The following is a 25,384-nucleotide window of genomic DNA, read 5'->3' as shown; positions in this document are numbered from 1 at the left end:
TCTTCAGTAATTCAGGGTAACTGAATTCTCAACGAACAGCTTTCAATGTATCGTAAAGTAGCTTGTAGCGCTTAAACCCTGCTTCATACAAAGGATTTGGCTGCGGCTGTACTACATTAGCATCCTGCGATAAAATGTTGAGTGCAGCTTCTAAATTCGGATAAATACCAATCCCCACCATTGCCAAAATAGCAGCTCCGTAAGCAGCTCCTTCTTCAGCTTTGGGGGCAATGAGTTTGATTTGCAAAACATCTGCCAAAATTTGCAACCAGATGTGAGAACGTGCGCCTCCACCCGTTGCTAAGAGTTGATCGAGGGGAGCGATCGCACTAATTACTTCCAATGCTGACCGCAAGCTAAATGCAACTCCCTCCAGCACAGCACGAGTTATATCTGCTTGTGTATGAGCTAATGACAAATTCACGAAAGCACCACGAGTATCTGGATCGAGGTGGGGGCTTCGTTCTCCTGCAAGGTGGGGTAGAAATAGCACACCGCGCGCCCCAGGCTGCGATCGCTCTGCCATATCCATTAAATCGGTGTAGGGTATATGCGAGGCAAATGTATCTCGATACCAACGCAGAGAACCACCTGCTGCTAGCGTCACTCCCAGCAGATGATAGCCACCATCCACATGGCAGAACAAATGCACCCGACCTTCGGGATCGGGAATTGGGCGATCGCACGGTGCAAAGATCACTCCCGATGTGCCAATACTCAAACTACCTCGCTTTAGGTTACTTGATGAGATGCCCAAACCGATGGCGGCTGCGGCGTTATCACCTCCGCCTGCGATTACAGGTAATCCCACAGGTAATCCCGCGCGGGCGGCTATTTCTGATTTTAGCCGTCCAGCGATCGCGGTAGATTCGATTACCGGAGGGAATAATGCGGGATTGATATCGAGAGCATGGAGAATATCTGTATCCCATTGCCGATTCGCCAAATTCAAACAGCCGACACCAGAGGCATCTGATGGTTCCGTTACTGCTTCGCCTGTTAACACATATCCCAGATAATCTTTGGGCAAAAGAATCTGCCATAACCGAGTGTATGCAAGTGGTTCTTCAGTCCGTAACCATAAGAGCTTTGGTAGTTGAAATCCTGTAATTGCCGGATTTCCAGTGCGCTGGATCAACTCCTGACGGGGAATCGTGGCTTCAATCTCAACAACAGCTTTACCTGTGCGCTGGTCATTCCATAAAATTGCCGGTCTAATCGCTTTGCCTTGGGCGTCGAGAGGAACCATACCATGCATTTGTCCAGACAAACCGAGGGCGATCGCCCGATGTCCGTTTAGCTGTTGAGTAACATCGAACAGAGCATCCAAACTTGCTTCAACCCAATCCGATGAATTCTGTTCCGTCCAACCAGGTTGTGGAGTTAACAGGGGATAGCTTCTGGTTGACTGAGCGATAATTTGCCCTTGTAGGTCAACTGCGATCGCTCGTACTCCCCCTGTACCCAAGTCTAAGCCAACTGCGATGTCAGTCATATCAAGTTCGGATAATAGTTATACCAATTCGCAATTCGCAATGGGCTAACGCCCCGCTCCGCTAACGCAATTAAGAAACTTAGATGCAGCAAGACTTTCATGATTTACATCTGTTGCCTTATTTTGGAGAATTGGTGTTATGCTTCCTAGAGTCATTGCACCCCACCCCGCCAAAGCTACGCTTTGTCTTCCCCTCTCCTTAGCAAGGCTATGGTGTACAGACAATTCTCTTGACCTGCAACTCTATTGCATCGACCTGCAACTCTATTGCATTGACTTGTAACTTAATTGCATCGACCTGCAACTCTATTGCATTGACTTGCAACTCTATTGCATCGACCTGCAAAAATTAACCCACCCGGCGTTACATAGCAACTTTAAAATTCTTGTGTGTACACAGTAGCCTTTGCAAGGGGAGAGGATTAAGGGTGGGGTTCTTCGTGTTTAATAAGTAATCAAGCGAACATGATATTAATTGCCCCTCCAAATTTTCAAGGTCAGAAGGCGGAAATTAAACTTCCGCCTTCAAATGTTACAGCTTTCACTCTCTGGTTAAGTTTTCTGTAATAATTTAACTAATGTTTCTTTCGCTCCAAACTCATAAAATCTGCGTAAATGGTTCGTAACTGACTCAACAAAAGGCGACGACTGCGATAGCTCGCCAAAAATTTCAGTTAGGTTGAGCAATGGTTTAGGATCTGAGCCACTGGTACCAGCTAGTTGCGTTAGAGTTCCTGCTATTGGGTCATCAATAGGAATAGAGTTACCTCGATCATCGTTTCCATTGAGGTAACGGAACCAAGCAGCAACCGTTAGGCTCATGTATTCAATTGCCCCTCCTTGTTGCAGCGCATCACGAACTGACCCTAAAACAAATTTTGGCATTTTAGCGGAGCTATTGAGGCAAAGACGCGGCAGTTGATCCCGAATCTTAGGATTGGCAAAGCGTTCAATTAAGGTTTTTTTATAATTATCTAAATCAATCCCCGGTACAGGTTGAAGTGTGGGCGTAACTTCTGCCATCAAACGATCGACAGCTTGCCGAATCAATGGATCTGCCATGACTTCATGGACGTATGTATAACCTGCCAAGGAGCCAAGATAGCCAATCAACAAGTGGCTGGCGTTGAGCAACCGGATTTTCATCATCTCGTAGGGATGAACATCACTGGTCATCTGAACGCCAACTGATTCCCAATCGGGTCTACCTGCGCTGAAATTGTCTTCGACTACCCACTGAAGAAATGGTTCAGCAACAACTGGAAAGGCATCATCGATGTTAAACTGTTCCGCCACCATTTTGATATCTGCTGGGGTTGTGGCGGGAGTAATGCGATCGACCATACAGTTGGGAAAGGCCACCTGTTCAGCAACCCAATGTCCCAATTTTGGGTTTTGCATTTGGGCAAATGCGGTTAACATTTTGCGGGCAATGTTGCCGTTACCTTGGAGATTGTCGCAGGACAACACAGTAAACGGTGCGATTCCTTGTTGACGACGGCGATTAAGGGCTGCTGTCAAAAAGCCATATACTCCAATTGGTTCGTCGGGATGCTGCAAATCGTACTGGATTGTTGGGTGATTGGCATCGAATTCACCGCTACCTTCAATATAGTAGTAGCCACCTTCGGTAATCGTGAGGGTAACAATGCGGCATTTGGGATCTGCCAAGGTGTCAATCACAGCTTGGCGGTTATCTGGGGCAAACAGATATTCTGTAATTGCTCCAATCACACGAGCGCGATCGCCTTCTGGGGATCTTTCAACTAAGGTATACAAAGAATCTTGTAATTTCAGTGCATCCCGCATCCGTTTATCGAATTCTAGTAGCCCAACTCCACAGATTCCCCATTCACTACCGGGATTTTGATGAAAGTAGTTATCCAGGTATAATGCTTGATGTGCGCGATGGAACCCACCCACACCGATATGAACAATACCGTTAGTAATTTGATGGCGATCGTAATTGGGTACGCGAACGTTATTGCCTAAATGAGACAGAGATGCTTCATTCAGCTTGATTGCTGAGTCTGTGCTGATATTGCTGTTCATGGGATTCATTCTGGGTTAAGTGGTGACGATGAACTTTGGGGATGGCTTCACCGTCGCGATCGAACAAATGGCAAAGCTCACCGTTAATGTAAATCGGAACGTAATCGTGCATGTTGGCTGGATTATCTCCGTCTGTTTGCACAACTATGGTTTCGCCACCCGCAATCTTGATGTAGAGAAAGGTTTCTCCGCCTAATCGTTCTACGACTAATACTTCACCATTCACGCTTGGGTTATTGCGATCGAGCCGCAGATGTTCGGGACGAATCCCTAATGTTGCTCTATCCCCAACTGAGAGGGTTTTGGGCTTCACCGGAATCGTTACGCTTGCGTCACCAGGAAGTCTGACTGTTGCCCCAGAGTCATTGACGGCTGAAACTGTCACCGAAATAAAGTTCATTTTCGGTGAACCAATAAATCCGGCAACGAATAGATTGCGGGGATGGTGGTACAGTTCCAGGGGAGAACCCATTTGTTCGATAATACCGCCCTGCAACACCACAATTTTGTCGGCAAGGGTCATTGCCTCAACTTGATCGTGGGTAACATAAATCATGGTGGCTTGCAGGCTGTCGTGTAAACTGGCAAGCTCGATCCGCATCTGCACCCGCAAGGAAGCATCCAGGTTGGACAGTGGCTCATCAAACAAAAATACTTTGGGATTACGCACCAAAGCACGACCGATCGCTACCCGTTGCCGTTGTCCTCCTGATAGTTCTTTGGGTTTCCGGTTCAAAAGTGGCTCCAGTTGCAGGATACGGGCGACTTCACGCGCTCTTTCATAACGCTGGGCTTTCTGCATACCCGCAAGTCGAAGGCTAAACGCCATATTTTCTGCCACTGTCATGTGGGGATATAAGGCGTAGGTTTGAAACACCATTGCTAAACCACGTTTATCGGGTGGCACATCATTAACTTTTTGTCCATCAATGAGTAAATCGCCGGAGGAAATTTCTTCTAGTCCGGCAATCATCCGGAGTAAGGTTGATTTTCCACAGCCGGAGGGGCCGACGAAGACGACGAATTCGCGATCGCCCACGTCGAGATCGATGCCTTTGATAATCTCTGTGTCAGCGTAGGTTTTATGGATATTTCTTAAAGCAACTGTTGACATAAGTTGTTTCCATTAATGAGTTTAAGTTTTTTCTCACGCACAGACGTAGAGGTGCAACGAGGAACACAAGAGTTTGTTTTAATACCTCCTGCCTTCTGCCTCCTGCCTCCTGCCTCCTGCCTCCTACTTCACCGCACCAAAAGTCAGACCCCGGACTAATTGCCGTTGACTTAACCAACCGAAGATGAGGATGGGTGCGATCGCTAATGTTGATGCTGCTGAAAGTTTTGCCCAAAATAATCCTTGAGGGCTGGAAAAGGAAGCAATAAAGGCTGTAAGTGGTGCGGCATCTGCCGTTGTCAAGTTCAAGCTCCAAAATGCTTCGTTCCATGACAAAATAATTGAAAGCAAGGCAGTAGATGCAATTCCGGGTACTGCTAATGGCAATAACACATGCACAAGTTCTTGCTGTGTGGTTGCTCCATCCATGCGATCGGCTTCGAGAATTTCTTTGGGAACTTCTTTGAAGAAGCTGTAAATCATCCAAACGACGATTGGCAAATTAATCAGGGTATAAATAATAATCAAACCGATGTGAGTATCCAGCAATCCGGCGTTGCGACACAAAATGTAGATTGGTACTAGCACACCAACAGGTGGCAGCATTTTGGTGGACAGCATCCAGAGTAAAGTACCCTTGGTACGTTTGGTTGGGAAGAATGCCATTGCGTAGGCAGCAGGTACGGCAAGCAGCAGCGCGACTATAGTCGATCCAAGAGAAATCGCTACGCTGTTAAATGCATAATTGAAATAATTTGCCCGGTCTTGGATGGCAATATAATTCTCCAATGTCGGGCGGAAAAACAACTGAGGGGGAGTTGATACTGCCGCGACTTCAGTTTTGAAACTGGTGAGAAACATCCAGAAAATTGGGAAAAACAAGATGCAAGCGGCAAGCCAGCCAAGCAATGTCCATAGCCAAATCTTTGAGGTTTTACGTGCCATAATGCTAATTCGTAATTCGTAATTCGTAATTCGTAATTATGTAAGTCATTTTGGTTTGCGTTGGTAGCCTTATTTTGGAGATGTTTATTAGGTATCCAAATTACGAGCAACACTACGCATCAAAAAGATTGCCACGATGTTGGCAAGGATTACGGCAATTAATCCACCGGCTGAAGCACCGCCGACATCGAATTCCAGCAAGGCTTTTAAGAAGATGTAATAGGCTAAGTTAGTGGTTGCAAGTCCTGGCCCGCCGCCTGTGGTAACAAAGATTTCGGCAAAGATGGTCAGGAAGAAAATTGTCTCAATCATGGCAACCACAGAAATAGCGCGGCTCAGATGCGGTAGCATGACAAAACGAAATAGAGCGATCGCATTTGCACCATCCATCCGCGCAGCTTCTAACTGATCGCGATCGAGTGACTGAATTGCAGTCAATAAAATCAGCAAAGCAAAGGGCAACCATTCCCAGGACACAATAATAATGATGGCAAGCAGGGGAACGCTGGCAAACCAATCGATCGCCCCTAAACCCAAACCTCTGGTGATTTGAGAAAACAGCCCATTCACTGGATGCATCAGCATATTTTTCCAGATTAGGGCGCTAACTGTGGGCATCACGAAAAATGGTGAAATTGCCAGCACCCTCGCCACTCCACGACCATAAAAGTCTTGGTCAAATAGCACTGCTAGTAATGTACCCAGACCAATTGTGATTGCTAAAACAGAAACAACCAAAACTATTGTGATGGCGATCGATGTCCATAAAGCTGAGTCACTAAGGATGAAAGTGAAATTTTCAATGCCGATGAATTTACGTGCATCTGGATTCAGCAAGTTATAACGCTGAAAGGAAAACCATATAGTCATCACCAGAGGCACAATCATCCACAGCAGTAGGACAACGACCGAAGGCGCAACCAGAGGTAAGGTTGACACTTGCCGCGTAGTCCGTTGCTTGGTGGGTGGTGGCGTTTCGTGTTGAGGTTTTACCGCTAATGAAGAAGACATAAGCAATTCGTAATTCGTAATTCGTAATTCGTAATTAAGAAACTCAGATTAAATCTGAGTTTCTGGGTTTAGTATCGCTGTGGAACATCTGAGAATTACTCGATATAACCCGTGTGTTTCATGAAGCGTTCGGTGGATTTCTGCGATTGCTGCAACGCTTGATCTACCGAAGTTCGATTGGTCAACGCCGCCGCCAAGGTTTGTCCGACTGAAGAACCGATCGCCTGAAATTCTGGAATATCAACGTATTGAACTCCTTTATATGGAGTTGGTTGTGCGGATGGACGGGTAACATCGGCAGATTGGATTGCTGCCAGCACGATTTCTGCAAAGGGCGCAGCTTTTCGATAGTTGGGATTTTCATAAGTGGAAGTCCGAGTTCCTGGTGGTACAGCAACCCAGCCATTTTCCTTGGCAACCAGTTGAATGTATTCCTTTGATGTTGCCCAAGCAACGAATTTTTGCGCGGCTTCGGGTGATTTTGAGGTTTTTGGAACTGCTAGCGCCCAAGCCCAAAGCCAGTTTGAACCGTTGGGGTATTTTTCAATTGGCGCACGCGCAAAGCCAACTTTGTTATAAACTTGGGATTCTTTCGGATTGGATAACAACCCCGCAGCAACGGTTGCATCTACCCACATACCGCATTTGCCTGTTGAGAATAATGCCAGATTCTCATTAAATCCATTGGAACTGGCTCCCGGCGGCCCATATTTGTTAAGCAGATCGACATAAAAGGCGATCGCCTCTTTCCAAGCTGGAGTATTAATCGTCGGTTGCCACTTCATATCAAACCACTGTCCACCATAGGTATTAACCAATGTGGAAACAAATGCGACGTTTTCACCCCAACCAGGTTTTCCGCGCAAACAAACTCCATAAACCCCATTTGCTGGGTCGTGGATTTTGCTTGCCCATTCTCTCATTTGGGGATAAGTTGGCTGTTGAGGAACCGCAATCCCGGCTTTTTCAAACAAGTCTTTGCGGTAGTACAGCATGGAACTTTCCCCATAGAATGGCACAGCATATAGTTTGCCGTTATTGGAAAGTCCTTCTCGTATAGGTTTTAGCAGATCGTTTACGTCATAGTTTGCGCCTAGATCCAAGGGTCTTAACCAATCCCGCCTAGCCCAGATTGGTGTTTCATAGGAACCAATAGTCATGACATCAAACTGCCCACCTTGGCTAGCAACATCTGTAGTTGTGCGTTGGCGTAACACATTTTCTTCCAGCACAACCCACCGGAGTTGAATATCAGGATTAGCTTCCTCAAATTTCCGAGAAAGTCCTTGCATCACCACCATGTCGCCATTATTAACAGTGGCGATCGTCAGTCTAGTTTTCTCTGCGGCTTGGGAGCGTGGCGAACAAGCATGTAGAAGTTGCACCAGCATCACTCCAGCGAGAAATGCAACCAGCACTTTAGCGAAGCGGGGGATACGCATCGCATGACTCCTTTAAAGTAAAGAAACCGAACGAAATAAATTTTTGATTTTATGCTCTATTCTTGGGCAAAAGCTCAATAATAGAAATCATACCAATCTCATTTGAATGACGACGATTTGCAACAATTCTTCAATAAGAGGTTTAAACCATGACAGCGAAAGCAACTTATCAGTTTGCAGGTAAGACCATCCTAATTACCGGCGGTGCGGGAGATATTGGCAAGGCAACTGCACAGCGTTTTGCCGCCAATGGTGCAGGTGTAGCACTACTAGATTTAAATGAACCAAAGATGGCAGATGTGGCTGAGGAATTAAAAGAGTACAACGTTCCAGTCGGCACATTTCGCTGTGATGTTACATCTAGTGATGATGTTGCCAAAGCCTTTACTAGCGCTGTAAAGCAGCTTGGGCGGATCGACTATGTATTTAATAATGCAGGCTATCAAGGAGTGTTTGCTAAGACTGACGAATATCCTGAAGACGACTTTCAAAAGGTTATCAACATCAACGTTGTCGGCGTTTTCCACATTCTCAAGGCGGCTGCACAGCAATTACGCGATGCTGGTGGAGGCGCGATCGTTAATATGGCGAGTTATGCAGGGGTAGTCGGGCCGCCAAATATGTTGGCTTATGCCGCTTCTAAGTTTGCTGTCATTGGAATTACTCAGACGGCAGCAAAAGACTTGGCTCCTTACGGCATTCGGGTGAATGCGCTTTCGCCTGCGTTGATTGGCCCTGGTTTCATGTGGACGAGGCAAACCGAATTGCAAGCAGCAGTAGGATCGCAGTACTTTGATGCCGATCCCAAGGTGGTTGAGCAACAGATGATTAATTCAGTACCAATGCGGCGTTTAGGAAGCCTGGAAGAGGTGGCAAATGGAGTAGCGTTTTTAATGAGCGAAGAGGCAAGCTACATTACTGGGTTTAACTTGGAGGTTACTGGGGGATAATAGAATTTTAAAAATAATTGAGCAAAGATTATATCTTTGGGCATATACTCGAAATTATCCAATCATGCCTTTGATAGATACATAGTTTTTGCAGGTAGTATATGGGACAACCTTTTTTAGAGCGGCGCGATGCCAGCAAAGCTGGCTTGCCCCTTCGAGCACGCAAATTAGACTTGGCTGCTCATGCTGCTTGGCTCTATTACATCGCCGGCAATACGCAAGAAGAAATTGCTGCCAAGCTCAATGTGTCCCGGCAAGCTGCACAACGCTTAGTGGCACTGGCGGTCAGTGAAAAATTGATTAAATTTCGACTCGATCATCCCCTGAGTGAATGCATTGCTCTGGCTGAGTCGTTACGCGATCGCTTTGCTCTGTCACTTTGTGAAGTAGTACCAACTGATGCAGGCAATGGTGATACATTATACGGAGTTGGTGTATGTGCTGCCACCCACCTAGAGGCTTATCTGATGGCTAAAACCCCAAGTATATTGGCGTTTTCGTCAGGTCGCACATTGCGAGCAATGGTAGAGCAGATACCCTCAATGAACCAACCCCAACATAAAATTGTGTCAATCATTGGGAATATGTCTCATTCTGGGCGTGCGGGTCGTCACGAAGTAGTTATGCATTTATCCGATCGCGTCGGTTCCCAAGCTTACCCAGTGCCGACTCCCGTTGTTGCAACCAGTGTCGAAGAACGAGAACTCTTGCAGACTCAGCGATCGTTTATCGCCGTCAAAACTCTTGCAGAGCAAGCCAAAGTAACCTTTGTCGGAATTAGTCACATTGCTTGGAATGCTCCGTTACATCAAGATGGCTTCATCAATGACGATGAGGTGGCTGAATTGATTGAACTGGGAGCAGTAGGAGAAATTGCAGGTTGGGCTTATAGCGATCGTGGAGTATTGCTGCAAGAGGGGACAAACAGTCGGGTTGCCAGTGTAGCCCTCGAACAACCGGCTCATCGACTGATTATTGGAGTGGCAGGCGGTGTGAAAAAGGCAGAGGCGATTTTGGCTGCTCTGCATGGCAAGTTAATTACAGGATTGATTACCGATGAAGCTGCTGCCCAAATGATTCTTGCTAAAATTTAGTGCTAGTCTGGCTTAAAAAATGTCTTTTCTCGAATAGCCTATACTCATGGTTCGCCACTTATGGGCAATTGCCTAACAGAAAAGATTTTGGGTTAGTGACAAGAGCGATCGCTGAAAATTGACATTTGACCAGAAAATAGTTAGAAAATTAATTTAAATGAATCAAGTTAAAAAGAAGCAGCACTTCGTACCTCAATGCTATTTAAGAAACTTTGTTGGTGAAGAAAAAAAATTATTTGTTTGGGATAAGATAAAAAAATCTATCTATCCTGCTGATGTGAAAGATGTCGCCCAAGATAGGTATTTTAATGACTTTCCCGATCCATTTTTACCTGAAGAATTAAGGGATAAAACAAAATCTCAGTTCATTGAAGACGATCTATCTAAAGTAGAATCAAGCTTTGGAGAGTTTCTAAAATCGATAATAGATTGTCTTGAAGAAATAGAGAAAAAAAACTTATTTGATTCTCTTGGAGTTCTAGACAAAGAGGCAAAGAAAAATTTCTCTGCCTTTTTAGCACTTCAGTTAGTCAGAACAACTATGCTTAGAGGTCAAATTAGAGGAATGTTTCAATCTTTAGATGATCTTAAAAAAAGAATGGATCAAGCACTATTTAAGAATAAGATAAATATTCCAAAAGTTAGCTTTCTTTGTCCAAAAAATTTAAGTAATTCAATTGATTTTCACGATCTAATTAAGGTAGGGATTGAAGAAGACTCAATAGCACAGCATTTAATTTATATATCTAATATTATCGACCAAGGTTCCGATTCAGAAATATCAAAAATATTATCAAGTCATATATGGTTATTTGGTGTAAACTCTACATCTATTTCACTATGGACTTCAGATAATCCAATAGCAATTAAATTCCATGAAGATTTTGGAAATGGTTTGTCCTCACATGGCGTCCAAGTAGTTTATCCAATTAGCTCTAAACATATTATAATTATGTTTGAACCAAGTTTTTGGAATAAGCTAAAAAGTTTTGACGGAATGAGCGTTACCCTTTCGGAAGAAGATATAAAATCCTATAACAAGCTACAAGAAATTCAATGTTATAGACAAACTTACTCCAGCAAGAAAAATTTTGAGTTTTTGTTAACCTGAATTTTAATGCGATCGCGTCCTTTCAATTGCAATTGATCAATGACGGCTGATTTGCCGGACATCATAAGCTGTTCCACATTTAAATTGCATAATTAGGGCGGGCTTTCCGGCCCACCTCACAAGAGTTTGATGAAATTCAGATATACATAGCTCCGCTCCTGACTCCTGGACTTTATGCTTACTTAATGTTCTTGTCCCGTTGGTCGGATGAGGATTTCGTTGACATTAACGCGTGGTGGTTGCGTAAGAGCGTAAACGATCGCAGCTGCAACGTCTTCGCTTTGCAGAGGTTGAATTGAATTGCGTCGTTCTTGAATCCGTTGTTTGGCAACGGGATCGGTAATTTGGTTGTCAATTTCCGTATCCACCAACCCAGGTTCGATGATGGTGACGCGGATGTTATCCTTGTGGACTTCTTGACGCAATGCTTCCGAGAGGGCATTGACACCCCATTTGGTAGCATTATAAACACCAACGCCCGCCCGCGCTGTCCGGCCAGCCACTGAGGAGATATTGACTATATGCCCCGATTTTTGCGCCTTCAACAGAGGCAAAACGGCATGAGTCGCATATAGCAGTCCTAATACGTTGAGGTCAAACGATCGCCGCCAGTCTGAGCTATTTCCAGCTTCAATCGTGCCCAGTAAGGCAATCCCTGCATTATTCACAAGGATATCAACCCTTCCCAATTCTGCATTTGCCTTTGCCACCAAGTTATTTACCTGAGTTTCATCAGTCACATCAGTGACAATAGGCAATGCCTTGCCACCACTAGCTTCGATGCGTTCTGCTAATGCCTGAATGCGATCGCCACGCCTAGCAGCGAGTACTACTGTTGCACCTTCTGCTGCTAAGGCGATCGCAGTTGCTTCTCCAATTCCCGCTGAAGCCCCAGTGATAATTGCCACTTTTCCTTCTAATTTACCTGTCATTTATCTAACTCCTTAGTAATTGATAATTGAATGTTGAGCATTAATTATTCCTCCCCTGCTCCTCTGCCCCTCTGCTCCCCTGCTCCCCTGCCCCCTGCCTCTTACCAATCCTCAAAACAGATGCAACAGCCGCCCCACAAAGTATTAGGGCTGCAAAGCGAAAAGTTCCTTGGAACCCTGCAACGATCGCATCAGGAGGGGCAACAGAGACATCTGCACCCGCAGACATGCTAGCGATTAAGGCTCCAAATACTGCCCCAATTAGAGAAACTCCTACGGTGTTACCTGATGTACGTGACAAAGACAAAAGCCCAGAAGCAATTCCTAGCCGCTCTCTTGGTACCGATCCCATAACAGTGCTGTTGTTGGGCGATTGGAATAAACCTAGACCAATGCCGTAAATAAAATAGCGCGATACATAGCCTAGCTCAGTAATTTGAGCATCAAAGGTGCTAATCCCCAGACAGCCGCCAATCATCAACCCCAACCCAATTGAACTGATCAATCGAGCGCCAAAGCGGTCTGAAAGTATTCCAGCTAGGGGGGCAATTAACCCACTAAGTACAGGTGACACGGCTAGTAACAGCCCTACTTTTACCGTCGGATATTGCTTGACGCTCTCTAGAAAGAAAGGGACGATGAGTAGCGAACCGCCAATAACAATGAATGCTAACCAGCCACTTAGCAAACCCATACTCAACTGAAGATTGCGAAACAGCTTTAGTTCTAGTAGTGGCTGCTTTAGAATCGCTTCAACTACTAAAAAAGTAGTGAAACTCACGGCGGCGATCGCTAGTAATATCAATGCATTAGTACTGCCAAAGCCCTGGCTTTGCCCTAGCGTCATACCCAGCCCAAAACTACCCAGAGTCAATAAAGCCAATATGGCTCCCAAAAAGTCAAATTTCTGTTTGCCCTCAATGCGTGCAGAAGGTGGCACTACACGAGCTATTAAGAAACTAGCGATAATCCCCAGAGGTACATTGATGAAGAATATACTATGCCAGCCTGACCAGCTTAAGAGCAATCCGCCAGCAGAGGGGCCAAAAGCAATTCCCAGTGACACTACACTACCGATGATGCCAACAGCCCGACCTCGTTCGGAAGAGGGAAAAACTTCTGTGATAATTGCCAAACCAAGCCCAGAAATGAATACAGCACCTAGTCCTTGAAGTGCCCGAAAGCCGATCAACCACTCGATACTAGGTGCAAAACCACACAACAGCGAACTGAAAGTGAACAGAACCAGTCCCCCTTGGTATAAGGACTTCTTACCCCACATATCCCCCAAGCGGGTTGCTCCCAAAACTAAACCGGAACTAACCAACTGGTAACTCAATACAGCCCATTGGGTGGTAGGAAAACTAGTGCCAAAGGCTTGCACTAATGTGGGCAAAGCAACATTAATGATGCCCACATCCAGGGTAGACATGAATACCCCAAGTCCGACACCGAGTAAGACCCAATTTTTTTGAGAGCCTGATAAAGCCAGAGGTTCTGCTTGGAATTGTGCCAACGTTTAGCCTCCACCTTTGACTTTACGGTTGTGAATAGTTTGCATACGTATATTCATTGTAGGGTGCTATCCTCGCTACTAAGTTCAGGAAACTAAGTTTAACGTGAGTTCTTGCAGAAGTAGGGAAAAGGTTAAGGGTTAAAGGGTAAAGGTCTGAAATTTTCCCTTACCCTTTAACCTTTTCCCTTTAACCTTTCCCCAACACAGGTATCTACTTCCCAATCGGCAAGATTGGCTTTTCCACTTGTCATATATTTGGTAAAGTACTTAAGTACTCTTAACTCTGCACTCCTTCGGCTATATTAACGATAGTGTTCAAGAAAATACGGTAATTTGATAGAGTTACTGTATTTAGACTAGTTAGCAAACTATCATAGACAACTCTCAGAAGCAAGCTCTAGAGAAAAGGGAGAATAGGGAATGGGAAATGTCAATTATTAAAGTCACATTTACAACTGCAAATAAGTACCTTTTTGTATAAGCAATGACTCAAAAAGCTGCCTTATCTCGATTTGCTTTAGGATTTATTGCAGGCTTTATGTCTGTTTTGCTATTTCATCAAGGTATGTTGGCGTTGCTACATGCAGTAAATTTTACGCCTCGCGCCCCTTATTCAACTGCACCAACACCACCATTAGGAATCCCGCAAATTTGGTCAAATGCTTTCTGGGGAGGGATTTGGGGACTGATTTTGGTAGTAATTGCACCTCGTTTTCGACACGATAAAAACTACTGGTTAGGAGCTTTAGTCTTTGGTGCAATTGCTCCGACGCTAGTGGCTTGGTTTGTAGTTGCACCGCTCAAGGGTCAACCCATCGCAGGCGGCTGGAAACTTGTGGGAATAGTGACAGGTTTATTGGTTAATGGTGCTTGGGGTGTAGGAACCGCTGGGTTGCTGAAATTATTCTCTAGGAGGCAATTGTTTAACAGCTAGAGTTTTAGGCGCTTCTAAGTAGGGGGGTAATGTTAGTATCATCCAAACTAACCAAAATAGCTATATTATTATTTGAGAATAATCGGTCAAAAAATAGCGATCGCATTATTCGCGTTATACCAATTCTGTATAAAGATGTGTAGAAATAACCCCACTACCTGCGGCGCTTTCCGCGAGTTCGGGAAGGTTGTGAGGGGTCTAAATGATGTGCAGCTTCACAGAGAATTGGCTTTACTCAGTAAATTCAAAAATCAAAAGAATTTATTACAATGGATAATTTTGGGATTTACACACTGGCTAATGACGTGGTATTTGACCAACTAGTAGCTTTGCTAAACAGCATTGAGGTAAATGTTAGTCCAGATATTCCTATTTGTATTATTCCCTATGATGACCGCTTAAAACGAGTTAAACAAGAGATACATTCTCGACCGAATGTCACCTTGTTTGACAATAAAAGCTCGATCAAAAAATGGGAGGATTTTGCCGTTCAAGTTTGGAACGCTTATCCAAGAAGTCAAAAAAATAAACCTTCTATCGAATGGAATAAAAAAAATAATTTAATCCGAAAAATGTGTGCTTTTGATGGTGAGTTTGAAAGATTTGTATTTTATGATGCTGATAGTTTGGCAATGAATAAGTTGGATAAGGTTTTAGAAAAACTAGACCAATACGACTTTGTGTTTGATGACTGGGAACACACAAAACAAACTTCAGTTGCAGCTTTCGACTTGCCGAAGTTAGAACAAAAAATGTCTTTACCTGAATCTGAAATCAGACGAGAAATTCACTGTTCTAGTTTTTTTGGTTCAAAAAAGGGTATTTTAGGCGTTGAAGAATTAAAAATACTCAAAAAGCGATTGATAGAAGATAAAGAAGTCGAATTGATTAACGAAATCGCTTGGTGGTGTGACGCAGATTTATTTAGTTACATGACTTTTAGAATTGCTCGACCACTATTTAACTTTACACTCAGTCCCAATGGTGAAGATAGAACAGGTAACTGTGCTAATGCAAATCCGTTTGTGAACATTGATAATGTCCTTTACAACCAACAGGGATTAAAACCAATTCATCGCCTTCACTATATGGGCTACTCTGCTGTTGGATTTGCCCGCTTGTGTAAAGGTGAAGATGTTGATATTCGTTACAAAAATGAATTTTTGCACTATCGCTTTCTGAAGCAACCAGAGCAAAAACCGAAGCGATTAAAGCCACCTACCATAGCGGCTAGAAGCAATCGATTTATCAAAAAACTTTGGAATAAAATTAATCAAACTATTTCCTACACTTAGCTTTTGCCCAGCCTTGCTCATTAGACCTTTAGTTAGTGAGCAATGTCCACTCTCATCTTGCAAAAATGCCTAAAGTTAGTGTTTCCATTCCCACTTTTAATCGAGTTAATTTACTGCCTTTCGCAATTGACAGTGTACTCAACCAGTCTGAGCAAGACTTTGAGCTAATTATTTGTGATGACGGTTCTAGCGATCGCACACCCGAATTGATGTCACAATACACAGACAATCGGATTAAATATATCCGTCATCAGCAAAATATTGGTAAAAGTAATAATATGCGCTCTGGCTTTGATGCTGCCAGTGGTGAATATTTTATCAAATTTGATGATGACGATCGCCTAACACCCGATTTTCTCGCAAGTACAGCAGCTATTCTTGCTCAGGACTCTAGCATTGATTTTGTTGGTACAGACCATTGGATAATTGATATTAACAATGTGCGGGATGAGGCAAAAACTCAAGAAAATTCTCATCGCTGGGGTAGAAAGAATTTACCAGCAGGTGTTGTCAATAATTTGTTGGAAGTTGTATTTATTCAGCAAAGCTTTCAAGTTGGGGCGACATTATTTCGCCGTAAAACCTTGCAAGAATTAGGATATATGCAGCCAAATCTGCAAAATTGTGAGGATAATGATTTATTTGTGCGTCTAGCTTTGGCTGGAAAAAAGGGTTATTACTTACCAGAATTGTTGATGGAATATCGCTACCATGCAGAACAGCAAGGTATTAATCGAGCGATTCCTTATTTATTTGATAAAATTCAGTATTTAGAAAATTATAAGTTTGATTCTGAAAAATTAGAAAAGGTCAGGAAAAATCGTTTAACTGAAACGCAATTATTATTAGGTTTGCGTTTAATTGAAAAGGGTGAAACACAACAAGGTAGAGAGCTAGTTTTGGCGGGACAGTCTTTTTCGACTGCTAAAGCTTGGACTGGTTTAGGTTTATCGTTGTTACCAGTTGGGTTGCGAGGTAAGGCGTTTAATGCACTGCGACAGATGCAGGGTTAGAGATTGACATATTATGCAACTGACTTTTCACGTTATCTGGAAAAGCTGTGTAGGTTGGGTTGAGGAACGAAACCCAACATTGAGCCTTAATTGTTGGGTTTCACTTCGTTCAACCCAACCTACAATTATCTTGGTGGCTCATGGCTTACACAAAAACACAGAGAAGAGCTATGCAAGTTTTTACACCGCGAATAACTTATTTAAATAGCTACTAACTTCTTGACCACTCATCAATAATAGTCAAAATTGTTTTATCACCCAAGTTTTTAACAGATTTTACTACATCGCGGTAATCTTCAAACTTTTGCTTCGGTTTCTTACTTCGAGCATCAAATATGCTCTTTGCAAGTTTTTCAGCCCCAGGAATCCTAGAGCGTTGTAACTTTATAGATAACTCATCTTTATCTAAAGTGTTCAATAAAGTAAGCGGATTACTCTGTTCGCCCTTTTGAGGAATAAGGTTTTCAAGTTGCTTAAACTGACTATCTATTCTCTGTCTTTCTTGTAAAAATTCTGACTTAAACTCATTAAATTGCTTCTCAAGACGTAATTCTAAATTTGCCAGACGTGGTTCTAATTTTGTCGTTTCAGGCTGTGGTGGTGTTATTTTACCAGAAGAATCAATTCCTTTGAGAGATGAAACTTGCTTTATTACTAAATCTTCTAATTTTGGAGCAATGACAAAAGCATTAACCATTTCACCTTGTCGAGGATTTTTTTCTCTTGCCCTGACAGCAGCATAATATTCAAAATGTCCATCAACTACCGTATAGTTCTCTACTCCTGTCATTTTGACAACTAATGGTCTGATAATTCCTCCAGTTTCTATAATTATGTCTGCGAGGTTTTCCAAATCAGCTTCTGCAAAATTTGAACGAGGTTGATTAGAAGCAATACTTTTGACATCTACCAAAGAAAAATTAATCATTAATAAACTCCCATTTTTTGGATAACTTCATCTGCTAATACATTAAATTCTTCAGCCGAAATTTGAGCAGAAGTTTTTAACTCGGCAAATTTTATAATAGATTTAGGGTCAGGATATTCTAAATCTCCAACTGGGATAGTCTGATTCATACATTCTGATAACGCTGTTCTATCATAAATTACAGCTTCCATAAGTGGCAGCTGATAGCGCTCTGAAATTACTTCTCTCTGTTTAGGGAAATTGTATTGTAAAAATTTAGCATTTGTTGAGATTTTAGAAGCAAGAACGCCCATTATACTAATAGGCGGTTTACCCATCATTTCTCTAGATTCATTAATTTGATTAACAAAATTTTTGACCGTTGGTAAACCTTGGTTAGCAAATGGTTTCAAGTCGGATGGAATTATCAGGTAATCACTAGCAATCAGTGCAACTTCAGCATACAAATCTCTAGAGGGAGGAGTATCAATAATTACAACATCATAATTATTTTCTACCCTTTTTAGTTTTGTTACTAGCCTACTCCTACTAGCTAATATTTTATTTAGTTTATCCTGATATTCAATTAATGTAATATGTGAAGGAATAACATCAATTTCTGGATTGTTGAAATAATCAGATGTGCGTACTACTTCTGGAATAAAGTTAAAATCTCCTGATTCTAATAAGTGATATACGTTTAACTCTCTTAAATTATCATCTTCTTCAAATTGAAATTTAATTAATCCTGTAGCAAAAGTAGTATTTGCCTGGGAATCTATATCAACTAAAAGTACATTTTTACCTTTTTTACGTAATGCTGCTGCAAGATTGACTGCAACAGTAGTCTTCCCAACGCCACCTTTATTGTGGTAGATTGCAATCGTTTTCATTGAATGTTGCCTCTTTATTTCAAAATTTAAATTATTTTCAGTTATTTGGACTTCTGGCTTATCTACTAACTGTCCTTCTTTGAGACTCTCTCTACCAATTAAACTTTTAATTTCATCTAACTGTATCTCAACTTCCTTTCCAGAACATTGAAATACTAGTTGAATATCATATTGCAATTTTTGGTAAATTCTAATCTCTTTGCCATTAGTCAACAATCCATATCTGACATTCAAGCTGGTTAAATAATGCCTGAGTCGGGGGACATGATGATTTAAGTTTTGTTTGGGATGCTTTGCCTCCATGACAACACTTAGCGGTGAGTTGGCATCTAAAACAAAGGGAATCACTTGTGCAGCAAATGCTAAGAAATCTAAGCGGATGCTACCAATGGCAACCTCTTGATGCCAGGTGTCAGGAGTATAACCTAGCTGCGGTAGCAAATATTGCACTATGAGTTTGCTTTCAACTTCGCTTTCGTTACGGCACAGCTCAGGATTAAAAGGCAATATTTTTCTACCTCTAAATAATTAGTGGACTTGAGTGAGACAAAACCTGATATTTGCTAGATTATGGCATAGCCTTAATTATCTTGAGTGATAGAAATCACTTCTAAAATCTAAAAAATTATCATAAAATTAGTACTTTTGCTGATAAAGTCACCAATTTTGAGAGCTAGCCATATTCAAAATTAACAGGCTACGTATGTATTTCCCCATTATCCCTGTAAATGGCTAAAATCAAAGTGTTTACCTATTTGCGCTAAAGGTTTTGGCTACTGTATCTTGTCCCCATTGCCATCAACTTGTTGATAGTCAAGCTATTAGTTGTCCCTATTGTCGGACTACACTCAAAGCTTACGGTCATCCCGGTATTCCATTGCACCGCGCCGCTGGGGATGGGTATCTGTGCGACACCTGCACCTATCACGCTGACGATACTTGCAATTTTCCTAAACGTCCTTATGCCAAAGACTGTACCCTCTACCAAAATATTGAAGAGACAAAGTTAGAGTTGGAACAGCAGCGTTACACTAACAGTTTTGCTGTAACTGTGAAAAGTTGGGTAAAACGCAATCAGGCTTTGCTGTTACTTTTGGGTTTATTATTGGTCTGTTTGTTGTTCGTCATATTAAGGTCTTGATTTGGGTTCTCTGGTGAGTGGAGAATATAACGCTTCTGTGTTGAGTCTAATACAGAACTAAAGAGGGGAGCATCTCACTTTTGCAAAAGTAAGATGCTCCCCTTTTATACGACGCGCCTTTAACAGTTGACCATCATCGGCACTCAACGCGAACATTTACTCTTGTCTTAAAGGTGGTGAATTTAAGAAACCACTACTAACGAAATATGAGAAGTATTTATCAAATAGTTTAACATCCATTGGTGGACATACAATTGCAGAATCTGCCAATCCATTGAGGGTATTCTGATAGTCATAATCAACTGTATTTTGATACAACTCCATGATTGTCAAAGAATTTTGATAGACTTTTTCAGACATCATCGGTAAAAGCGGATGTAAAACATTTTCCTGAGAGTGCCTGAAATTTGCAATTAGCTCATCTTTCCACTGAGTATATGGTAATTTCTTGAGTTGATAACCATAAGAACAAATAAACTCAAAAATATCGATGATTCCAATATTTTGGTCTGGTGGGGGTACTATGTGGAAAGCTTTTCCTAGAGATTCTTGCTTTTTGGATAAATGGACAATTGCTCTGCTGGCGTAATCCACAGGAATCAATTCTTCTTTTTGATCTATGAGTTCTGGATAACTACCAAGCTGTATGCATCCTTTAATAACTCTCGGCACAAAAGAATCTTTTGTATGAGCAATACCTGTACCGCTATGTCCCATGAGAAATCCTGTTCTGTAAATGCTAACAGGTATTCCCCTAGACTTGGCAACCCATACAAGATTTTCAGCTACCCATTTGGTTTGAGCATAGCCAAGATCCAGAGCAACATAGTCTTTACAAGACTCGATGTTGTCATCTTCGTAAACTACTTTTTGTCCTGTAAAATGGCTAATTGCACCAAAAACAGCAATGGTAGAAATGTAATGCATTGGTTTAATTTTACCCATACAAGCTAATCTGAGAACTTCTTGAGTTCCGAGAACATTGGATTCTTTGATTACAGAGTATGGTTTAGCAAAATTGACTTGGGCAGCACTGTGATAAATAGCATCAATTTGCAGAGCCAGTTTTTCAAACTGTTTACTAGGAAGACCCAAGTATGGCTGTTCTAAGTCTCCCGGAATCGCAATCACATGAGAGCTAAAATTTGGATGATGAAGGGAATATTTTTCTAGGTTTTGTTGAATCTTTTTTAACCCTTCATGCTCGTTTGTGGAACGCACTAGGCAGTATATTTTTGCTTGAGTTTGGTGTAGCAGTTCATCAAGTAAAAAAGCGCCCAAAAAGCCTGTAGCTCCTGTGAGAAAAACATGACGCAATTCATTTACCTGAGCAACAGACCTTCCTTGAGCATCGATCGCGGGATCGAGTACTACCTCAGATTTTAGATCGATCGCACTGCTTAAAGCAGAAACGCCATCTCGACGCACTGTCTCTATTACCTGAGCCAGCGCTTCTATAGTGGATTTTTCAAACAAGCTTTTTAGAGGTAAATCTACTTGAAAGGTTTCTCTCACAAAAAAAATCAACTGAGATGCTAGCAGAGAATTACCGCCAAGCTCAAAGAAATTATCGTGAATTCCAACTTCTGCGATCGCTAGAACTCGGCTCCAAATTTCAGCCATTTGTGACTCAATCGGAGTACGAGGTGCGACAAATGCTGCTTCCAAATCGCTTCTATCCATTTCAGGCTCTGGTAGACTGCGAATATCTATATTGCCGTTGTATATCCGCTTAGTTTGCCGATCGCCAGGGAAGGTTAACAGGGGTAAGTTGGAAATTGTCTGGTCTGGGTTAGAGACAATACTCTGTAATAGAGTAGAAAAATTTTCCACCATCAGAGCGATCGTCTCAGCTTTAAATAGGTCAGTATTATATTCCAAGTTGCCCGATATCCCTGCTGCTGTCTCGCGCAGTTCGAGGTATAGATCGAACTTGGATGTCCGGTTATCAATTTCTAGATGGTTCATTGTCAATCCGGGAACAGTCAGCTTAGGCGTTGGGGTATTCTGAAGATTAAACATCACTGAAATCAGTGGATTTTGGTTCAAGCCCCGCTCGATCTGTAAAGCATCAACTAGCTTCTCAAACGGTAAGTCTTGGTGAGTATAACCCGATAAAGCTACTTCCCGGACTCGACCTAATAGCTTTCGGAAACTTGGGGAGCCGGACAAGTTGGTTCGCAATACCAAAGTATTGAGCAAAAACCCAATTAGTCCTTCTAATTCAGAACGGTGGCGGTTGCTAATAGGAGCACCTACTAAAATGTCTTCTTGCCCTGTGTAGCGAAATAGGAGTGTCTGGAATGCTGCCAACAAGGTCATAAACAAGGTAGTACCCTCTTGGCGCGAGAGAACATTCAGGGCATCTGTTAGGGATTTGGGGATAACGACCGATTGACGTGCACCCTGATATGTTGGCTCTAATGGTCGTGGATAATCGCTGGGCAATTCTAATATAGGTAGACTGCCGCTCAAATGTTGCTGCCAATAAGCAAGCTTATTATTTAAAATTTCACCTTGCAGCCACTGCCGTTGCCAAGCTGCAAAGTCAGCATACTGAATAGCTAAGTAAGGAAGGGGCGAAGGGTTGCCAGTGGAAAAAGCTTGATAGAGGACTGACAATTCCTCGAACAAAAGATTTAAAGACCAATCATCACAAAGAATATGGTGCAGGTTGAGGAGGAATATATGTTCCTCTGAACTCAATTGCAGCAATGTTGTTCGCAGCAATGGCCCTTGAACTAAATCGAAAGGACGTTGGGCTTCTTCAAGGATGAGCTGGCGGACTTGAGATTCCCGATCGTCTGGAGACAGCCCTTGAAGGTTCACCACTAAAAGTTTGATGGGAAAAGTTGAGTGGATAACCTGTATGGGTTGTCCGTTCAAGCTCGAATATGTAGTTCGCAGGACTTCATGGCGGTTGATAATTTCATTCAAACTCTGTTCTAATATTGTGGCGTTGAGTACACCTCTGAGGTAAAAGGCTTCGGGAACGTTGTAAAAAGCATGGTTGGGTACTAACTGGTCAAGAAACCACAACCGTTCTTGCCCAAAGGAAAGCGGTAAATCGCCATCGCGCTCAATGGATTGTATTGGCACAACAGAATATCCGATGTCTTCCTGTTGTGCTTGTCTAATGCTGTCAGCTATTTCAGAGATGGTGGGCGCTTCAAAGAAATGCCGCATTGGTAACTCAACTTGAAAGATATCGCGGATACGGCAGAGGATCTGAAAGGCTAGTAAGGAATGGCCTCCCAACGCTAAGAAATTGTCATGAACGCCAATATTTTTTAGACCCAATACATTAGACCAAATTTCTGCTACTCGTTCCTCAATAGGAGTCCGAGGAGCAACAAACTTCTCATTTGTATTCAAAGTTTGAAGGGGTGCTGGGAGGGCCTTACGATCGACTTTTCCGTTAGTTGTTAAGGGTAAAGCACTCAATTGCACAAAGCGAGAAGGGATCGCGTAGTCGGGCAATTTCTGTTTGAGAAAACGGCGTAAATTACCAATATTCGTGTCTGATGATTCGGGCTTGAGAACTACGTAAGCTACTAGGCGTTGGTCGCCAGGGGAAAATTCTTTAGCAATCACTACAACTTCTTGCACATCAGGATGTTGCCACAGTGCAGTTTCAATTTCTCCTAGCTCAATACGGAAGCCGCGAATCTTTACCTGTTGGTCAATGCGCCCAATATACTCAATGTTGCCGTCTGGTAAGTAGCGAGCTAAGTCACCTGTTTTATATAATTTACTCCCTCCTGCCTTCTGCCACCTGCCTTCTGCCTCCTCAAAAGGGTTGGGGATAAATCGTTGATCTGTCAGTTCTGGACGGTTGAGATAGCCTCTGGCTACTCCCTCGCCGCCAATGTATAGTTCTCCAGAAACACCTGTGGGTACTATCTGCATTTGTTCGTCTAACACAAGACAGTATGTGTTGGCGATCGCACGACCAATGGTTACAATGCTGTCACCTTTCTTCACTAAGGCAAATGTGGAATAGGTCGTATCTTCTGTAGGGCCGTATAGATTAAAGACTTTTTGAATATTATCCAACGTATATATCTGTTGCACCAAACGATTTTGCAGAGGTTCACCTGCTAAATTAACGATGCGAACAGAAGCGGGTATACCTTGAATTCTCAGTAACTCTGCGATCGCAGATGGCACTGTATTGATTAGAGTGACTTCTTGAGCGGCAAGTAAAGTAGGTAAATACAAGGCATTTTCTGCCAAAATCACCTTACCACCCCAACTGAGGGGAACAAATATTTCAAAAACTGAGAGATCGAAGCAAATAGATGTTGCGGCCAGCACTCCAGCTAGATCCTCTGTTGTAAAAACTTCTTTTGCCCAATGCAACAGAGCGACTGTGCTGTGATGTTCAATAGCTACCCCTTTCGGTTTACCAGTCGAACCGGAGGTGTAAATGACATAAGACAGGTTTTTATCTGTCACTAAACAGGTTAAATTCTCCTGACTTTGTTGAGTAATTGCCTCTTTATCACTATCTAGACAAACTATATGGGCCTGATGCTCTGGAAGCTTTGAAAGCAAATTTTGTTGTGTCAGCAGTATCGATAACTGTGAGTCCTCTAACATTAAAGCTAGACGCTCTGAAGGATAGGCTGGATCTAAGGGGACATAAGCTCCGCCTGCTTTAAGGATGGCTAATAGTCCAACGATCGTTTCCAGCGATCGCTCCACGCAAATGCCAACTAGAACCTCAGGTTTGACATTCAGGGTTTGTAGATAGTGCGCTAGTTGATTAGCTCGCTGGTTAAGTTCTTGATAAGAAACTTGTTTGTCCTCAAAAATTACTGCAATTTGCTCAGGTGTTTTTTCTACTTGATATTCAAACAACTGATGGATGCATATATCATTTACGTAAACTGCTGGATTTTGATGCCATTCTAGAAGCAGCTGGTCTACTTCTATCTTGGGTAGACTGAGGTCTTGTTGAGAACTTTCAGTAGAATTTTTCATGACGAAACAGTATTTTTGAATCCTACTATCTTATTTGCAAATATTTAAAGTGGCTAGTCACAATTATCCTGAATTCAATAATATTCAACCTTATTAGTTTTCAATAAAGAATCATGTCAGAAAAGTTGTTTGTACTATTGATAATTTTTGGGATATATTAGATACCGCTATTAGTTTAACTTCCTAATTTATATTTCGATTGCTATAAATTCAAAACTTAGTTATACCATTTCTTTATGAGGCTGCGCAAACCCTTAACTTCTTTCTTTCTTGGCGCTCTTGGCGTACTTGGCGGTTCGTTTCTCTTTCTTATTTCGATTTAGCGCAACTTCATACAGAATTGGTATTACTTAATATTAAAACTAAACTGTTAAATCCGGGTTTGGTGACGGTTTCTGTGAATTGAATCATAAAATGGCAGTCATTGCCACTTTCTGCTTAAAAAACCGCCACTTTATCCTTATAAGTAAGTGACATTCGCCTTTTGTAAAAAAGTGTAATGTTTCTACTTGGTATCAGTTTAGAGGAATGAAAGCAGAGTGGGCATTTCGTA

General features: G+C 42.4%; 18 protein-coding genes. 7 read left to right on the top strand and 11 right to left on the bottom strand.

The window, feature by feature from the left end:
• Positions 1-28 precede the first annotated feature (28 nt).
• The 6 genes from xylB to AC1F2U_RS26615 form a co-directional block, all read right to left on the bottom strand.
• Positions 29-1,495 (bottom strand): xylulokinase, encoded by a 1,467-nt coding sequence (gene xylB / locus AC1F2U_RS26640; protein WP_480263834.1) that lies wholly within the window; start codon positions 1,493-1,495, stop codon positions 29-31.
• Positions 1,496-2,047: 552 nt separating this feature from the next.
• A complete protein-coding gene (locus AC1F2U_RS26635; protein WP_480263833.1) occupies positions 2,048-3,547 on the bottom strand; it encodes a mannitol dehydrogenase family protein in 1,500 nt (499 codons plus the stop codon).
• On the bottom strand, positions 3,504-4,661 hold the full coding sequence (locus AC1F2U_RS26630; protein ID WP_322673058.1) for an ABC transporter ATP-binding protein: 1,158 nt from the start codon (positions 4,659-4,661) through the stop codon (positions 3,504-3,506). Before AC1F2U_RS26630 ends, AC1F2U_RS26635 begins: the two co-directional genes overlap by 44 nt.
• Positions 4,662-4,784: 123 nt before the next feature.
• Complete coding sequence (locus AC1F2U_RS26625) at positions 4,785-5,606, bottom strand: carbohydrate ABC transporter permease (RefSeq protein WP_322645705.1); 822 nt, start codon at positions 5,604-5,606, stop codon at positions 4,785-4,787.
• 87 nt (positions 5,607-5,693) lie between these two features.
• Positions 5,694-6,617 (bottom strand): carbohydrate ABC transporter permease, encoded by a 924-nt coding sequence (locus tag AC1F2U_RS26620; RefSeq protein ID WP_461918550.1) that lies wholly within the window; start codon positions 6,615-6,617, stop codon positions 5,694-5,696.
• A gap of 95 nt (positions 6,618-6,712) precedes the next feature.
• On the bottom strand, positions 6,713-8,059 hold the full coding sequence (locus AC1F2U_RS26615) for an ABC transporter substrate-binding protein (protein WP_480263832.1): 1,347 nt from the start codon (positions 8,057-8,059) through the stop codon (positions 6,713-6,715).
• Between the two features lie 149 nt (positions 8,060-8,208).
• On the opposite strand from AC1F2U_RS26615, the gene AC1F2U_RS26610 reads away from it, so the two are divergent.
• The 3 genes from AC1F2U_RS26610 (at position 8,209) to AC1F2U_RS26600 (ending at position 11,214) form a co-directional block, all read left to right on the top strand.
• Positions 8,209-9,009: an SDR family NAD(P)-dependent oxidoreductase gene (locus AC1F2U_RS26610; RefSeq protein WP_480263830.1), complete on the top strand. Its 801-nt coding sequence runs from the start codon at positions 8,209-8,211 to the stop codon at positions 9,007-9,009.
• A 101-nt stretch (positions 9,010-9,110) separates the two neighbouring features.
• Positions 9,111-10,103: a sugar-binding transcriptional regulator gene (locus tag AC1F2U_RS26605; RefSeq protein WP_480263829.1), complete on the top strand. Its 993-nt coding sequence runs from the start codon at positions 9,111-9,113 to the stop codon at positions 10,101-10,103.
• A 157-nt stretch (positions 10,104-10,260) separates the two neighbouring features.
• Positions 10,261-11,214 carry a DUF4238 domain-containing protein gene (locus AC1F2U_RS26600; protein ID WP_480263828.1) on the top strand — a complete coding sequence of 318 codons (954 nt, stop codon included), beginning with the start codon at positions 10,261-10,263 and terminating at the stop codon, positions 11,212-11,214.
• A 182-nt stretch (positions 11,215-11,396) separates the two neighbouring features.
• On the opposite strand, the gene AC1F2U_RS26595 is transcribed toward AC1F2U_RS26600, so the two are convergent.
• Both AC1F2U_RS26595 and AC1F2U_RS26590 read right to left on the bottom strand, forming a co-directional pair.
• Positions 11,397-12,146, bottom strand: a complete 750-nt coding sequence (locus AC1F2U_RS26595) for an SDR family NAD(P)-dependent oxidoreductase (protein ID WP_480263826.1) — start codon at positions 12,144-12,146, stop codon at positions 11,397-11,399.
• Between the two features lie 40 nt (positions 12,147-12,186).
• Positions 12,187-13,662 (bottom strand): DHA2 family efflux MFS transporter permease subunit, encoded by a 1,476-nt coding sequence (locus AC1F2U_RS26590; RefSeq protein ID WP_480263825.1) that lies wholly within the window; start codon positions 13,660-13,662, stop codon positions 12,187-12,189.
• 484 nt (positions 13,663-14,146) lie between these two features.
• On the opposite strand from AC1F2U_RS26590, the gene AC1F2U_RS26585 reads away from it, so the two are divergent.
• From AC1F2U_RS26585 to AC1F2U_RS26575, 3 genes are all read left to right on the top strand, one after another.
• Positions 14,147-14,596, top strand: coding sequence for a hypothetical protein (locus AC1F2U_RS26585; protein WP_480263824.1), 450 nt, complete (start codon positions 14,147-14,149; stop codon positions 14,594-14,596).
• A gap of 269 nt (positions 14,597-14,865) precedes the next feature.
• Positions 14,866-15,891 (top strand): Npun_R2821/Npun_R2822 family protein, encoded by a 1,026-nt coding sequence (locus AC1F2U_RS26580; protein ID WP_480263823.1) that lies wholly within the window; start codon positions 14,866-14,868, stop codon positions 15,889-15,891.
• A 65-nt stretch (positions 15,892-15,956) separates the two neighbouring features.
• Positions 15,957-16,904 (top strand): glycosyltransferase family 2 protein, encoded by a 948-nt coding sequence (locus AC1F2U_RS26575; RefSeq protein WP_480263822.1) that lies wholly within the window; start codon positions 15,957-15,959, stop codon positions 16,902-16,904.
• A gap of 211 nt (positions 16,905-17,115) precedes the next feature.
• Here AC1F2U_RS26575 and AC1F2U_RS26570 read toward each other — a convergent pair whose 3' ends face one another.
• Both AC1F2U_RS26570 and AC1F2U_RS26565 read right to left on the bottom strand, forming a co-directional pair.
• Complete coding sequence (locus tag AC1F2U_RS26570) at positions 17,116-17,832, bottom strand: ParB N-terminal domain-containing protein (RefSeq protein WP_480263821.1); 717 nt, start codon at positions 17,830-17,832, stop codon at positions 17,116-17,118.
• A complete protein-coding gene (locus AC1F2U_RS26565; RefSeq protein ID WP_480263820.1) occupies positions 17,832-19,211 on the bottom strand; it encodes a ParA family protein in 1,380 nt (459 codons plus the stop codon). Before AC1F2U_RS26565 ends, AC1F2U_RS26570 begins: the two co-directional genes overlap by 1 nt.
• 262 nt (positions 19,212-19,473) lie before the next feature.
• Between AC1F2U_RS26565 and AC1F2U_RS26560 the strand changes: the two genes are divergently transcribed.
• The gene (locus tag AC1F2U_RS26560) at positions 19,474-19,845 is read left to right on the top strand and encodes a zinc ribbon domain-containing protein (RefSeq protein WP_322678886.1); all 372 of its coding nucleotides are present in this window, start codon (positions 19,474-19,476) and stop codon (positions 19,843-19,845) included.
• Between the two features lie 156 nt (positions 19,846-20,001).
• On the opposite strand, the gene AC1F2U_RS26555 is transcribed toward AC1F2U_RS26560, so the two are convergent.
• Entirely contained in the window at positions 20,002-24,831 is a 4,830-nt protein-coding gene (locus AC1F2U_RS26555) for an SDR family oxidoreductase (protein WP_480263819.1), read from the bottom strand.
• Positions 24,832-25,384 lie beyond the last annotated feature (553 nt).

This window comes from Nostoc sp. LEGE 12454, assembly GCF_056620565.1.
The sequence above is the reverse complement of the archived record's forward strand: the minus strand, read 5'-3'. Positions and strand labels throughout refer to the sequence as shown.

Excerpts from the sequence above, each read along its gene's own strand:
- AC1F2U_RS26610 (WP_480263830.1), top strand. The coding sequence starts at position 8,209 with ATGACAGCGAAAGCAACTTATCAGTTTGCAGGTAAGACCATCCTAATT.
- AC1F2U_RS26555 (WP_480263819.1), bottom strand. The coding sequence starts at position 24,831 with ATGAAAAATTCTACTGAAAGTTCTCAACAAGACCTCAGTCTACCCAAG.
- AC1F2U_RS26575 (WP_480263822.1), top strand. The coding sequence starts at position 15,957 with ATGCCTAAAGTTAGTGTTTCCATTCCCACTTTTAATCGAGTTAATTTA.
- AC1F2U_RS26600 (WP_480263828.1), top strand. The coding sequence starts at position 10,261 with ATGAATCAAGTTAAAAAGAAGCAGCACTTCGTACCTCAATGCTATTTA.
- AC1F2U_RS26585 (WP_480263824.1), top strand. The coding sequence starts at position 14,147 with ATGACTCAAAAAGCTGCCTTATCTCGATTTGCTTTAGGATTTATTGCA.
- AC1F2U_RS26595 (WP_480263826.1), bottom strand. The coding sequence starts at position 12,146 with ATGACAGGTAAATTAGAAGGAAAAGTGGCAATTATCACTGGGGCTTCA.
- AC1F2U_RS26620 (WP_461918550.1), bottom strand. The coding sequence starts at position 6,617 with ATGTCTTCTTCATTAGCGGTAAAACCTCAACACGAAACGCCACCACCC.
- AC1F2U_RS26570 (WP_480263821.1), bottom strand. The coding sequence starts at position 17,832 with ATGATTAATTTTTCTTTGGTAGATGTCAAAAGTATTGCTTCTAATCAA.
- AC1F2U_RS26615 (WP_480263832.1), bottom strand. The coding sequence starts at position 8,059 with ATGCGTATCCCCCGCTTCGCTAAAGTGCTGGTTGCATTTCTCGCTGGA.
- AC1F2U_RS26580 (WP_480263823.1), top strand. The coding sequence starts at position 14,866 with ATGGATAATTTTGGGATTTACACACTGGCTAATGACGTGGTATTTGAC.
- AC1F2U_RS26625 (WP_322645705.1), bottom strand. The coding sequence starts at position 5,606 with ATGGCACGTAAAACCTCAAAGATTTGGCTATGGACATTGCTTGGCTGG.
- AC1F2U_RS26605 (WP_480263829.1), top strand. The coding sequence starts at position 9,111 with ATGGGACAACCTTTTTTAGAGCGGCGCGATGCCAGCAAAGCTGGCTTG.
- AC1F2U_RS26635 (WP_480263833.1), bottom strand. The coding sequence starts at position 3,547 with ATGAACAGCAATATCAGCACAGACTCAGCAATCAAGCTGAATGAAGCA.
- AC1F2U_RS26630 (WP_322673058.1), bottom strand. The coding sequence starts at position 4,661 with ATGTCAACAGTTGCTTTAAGAAATATCCATAAAACCTACGCTGACACA.
- xylB (WP_480263834.1), bottom strand. The coding sequence starts at position 1,495 with ATGACTGACATCGCAGTTGGCTTAGACTTGGGTACAGGGGGAGTACGA.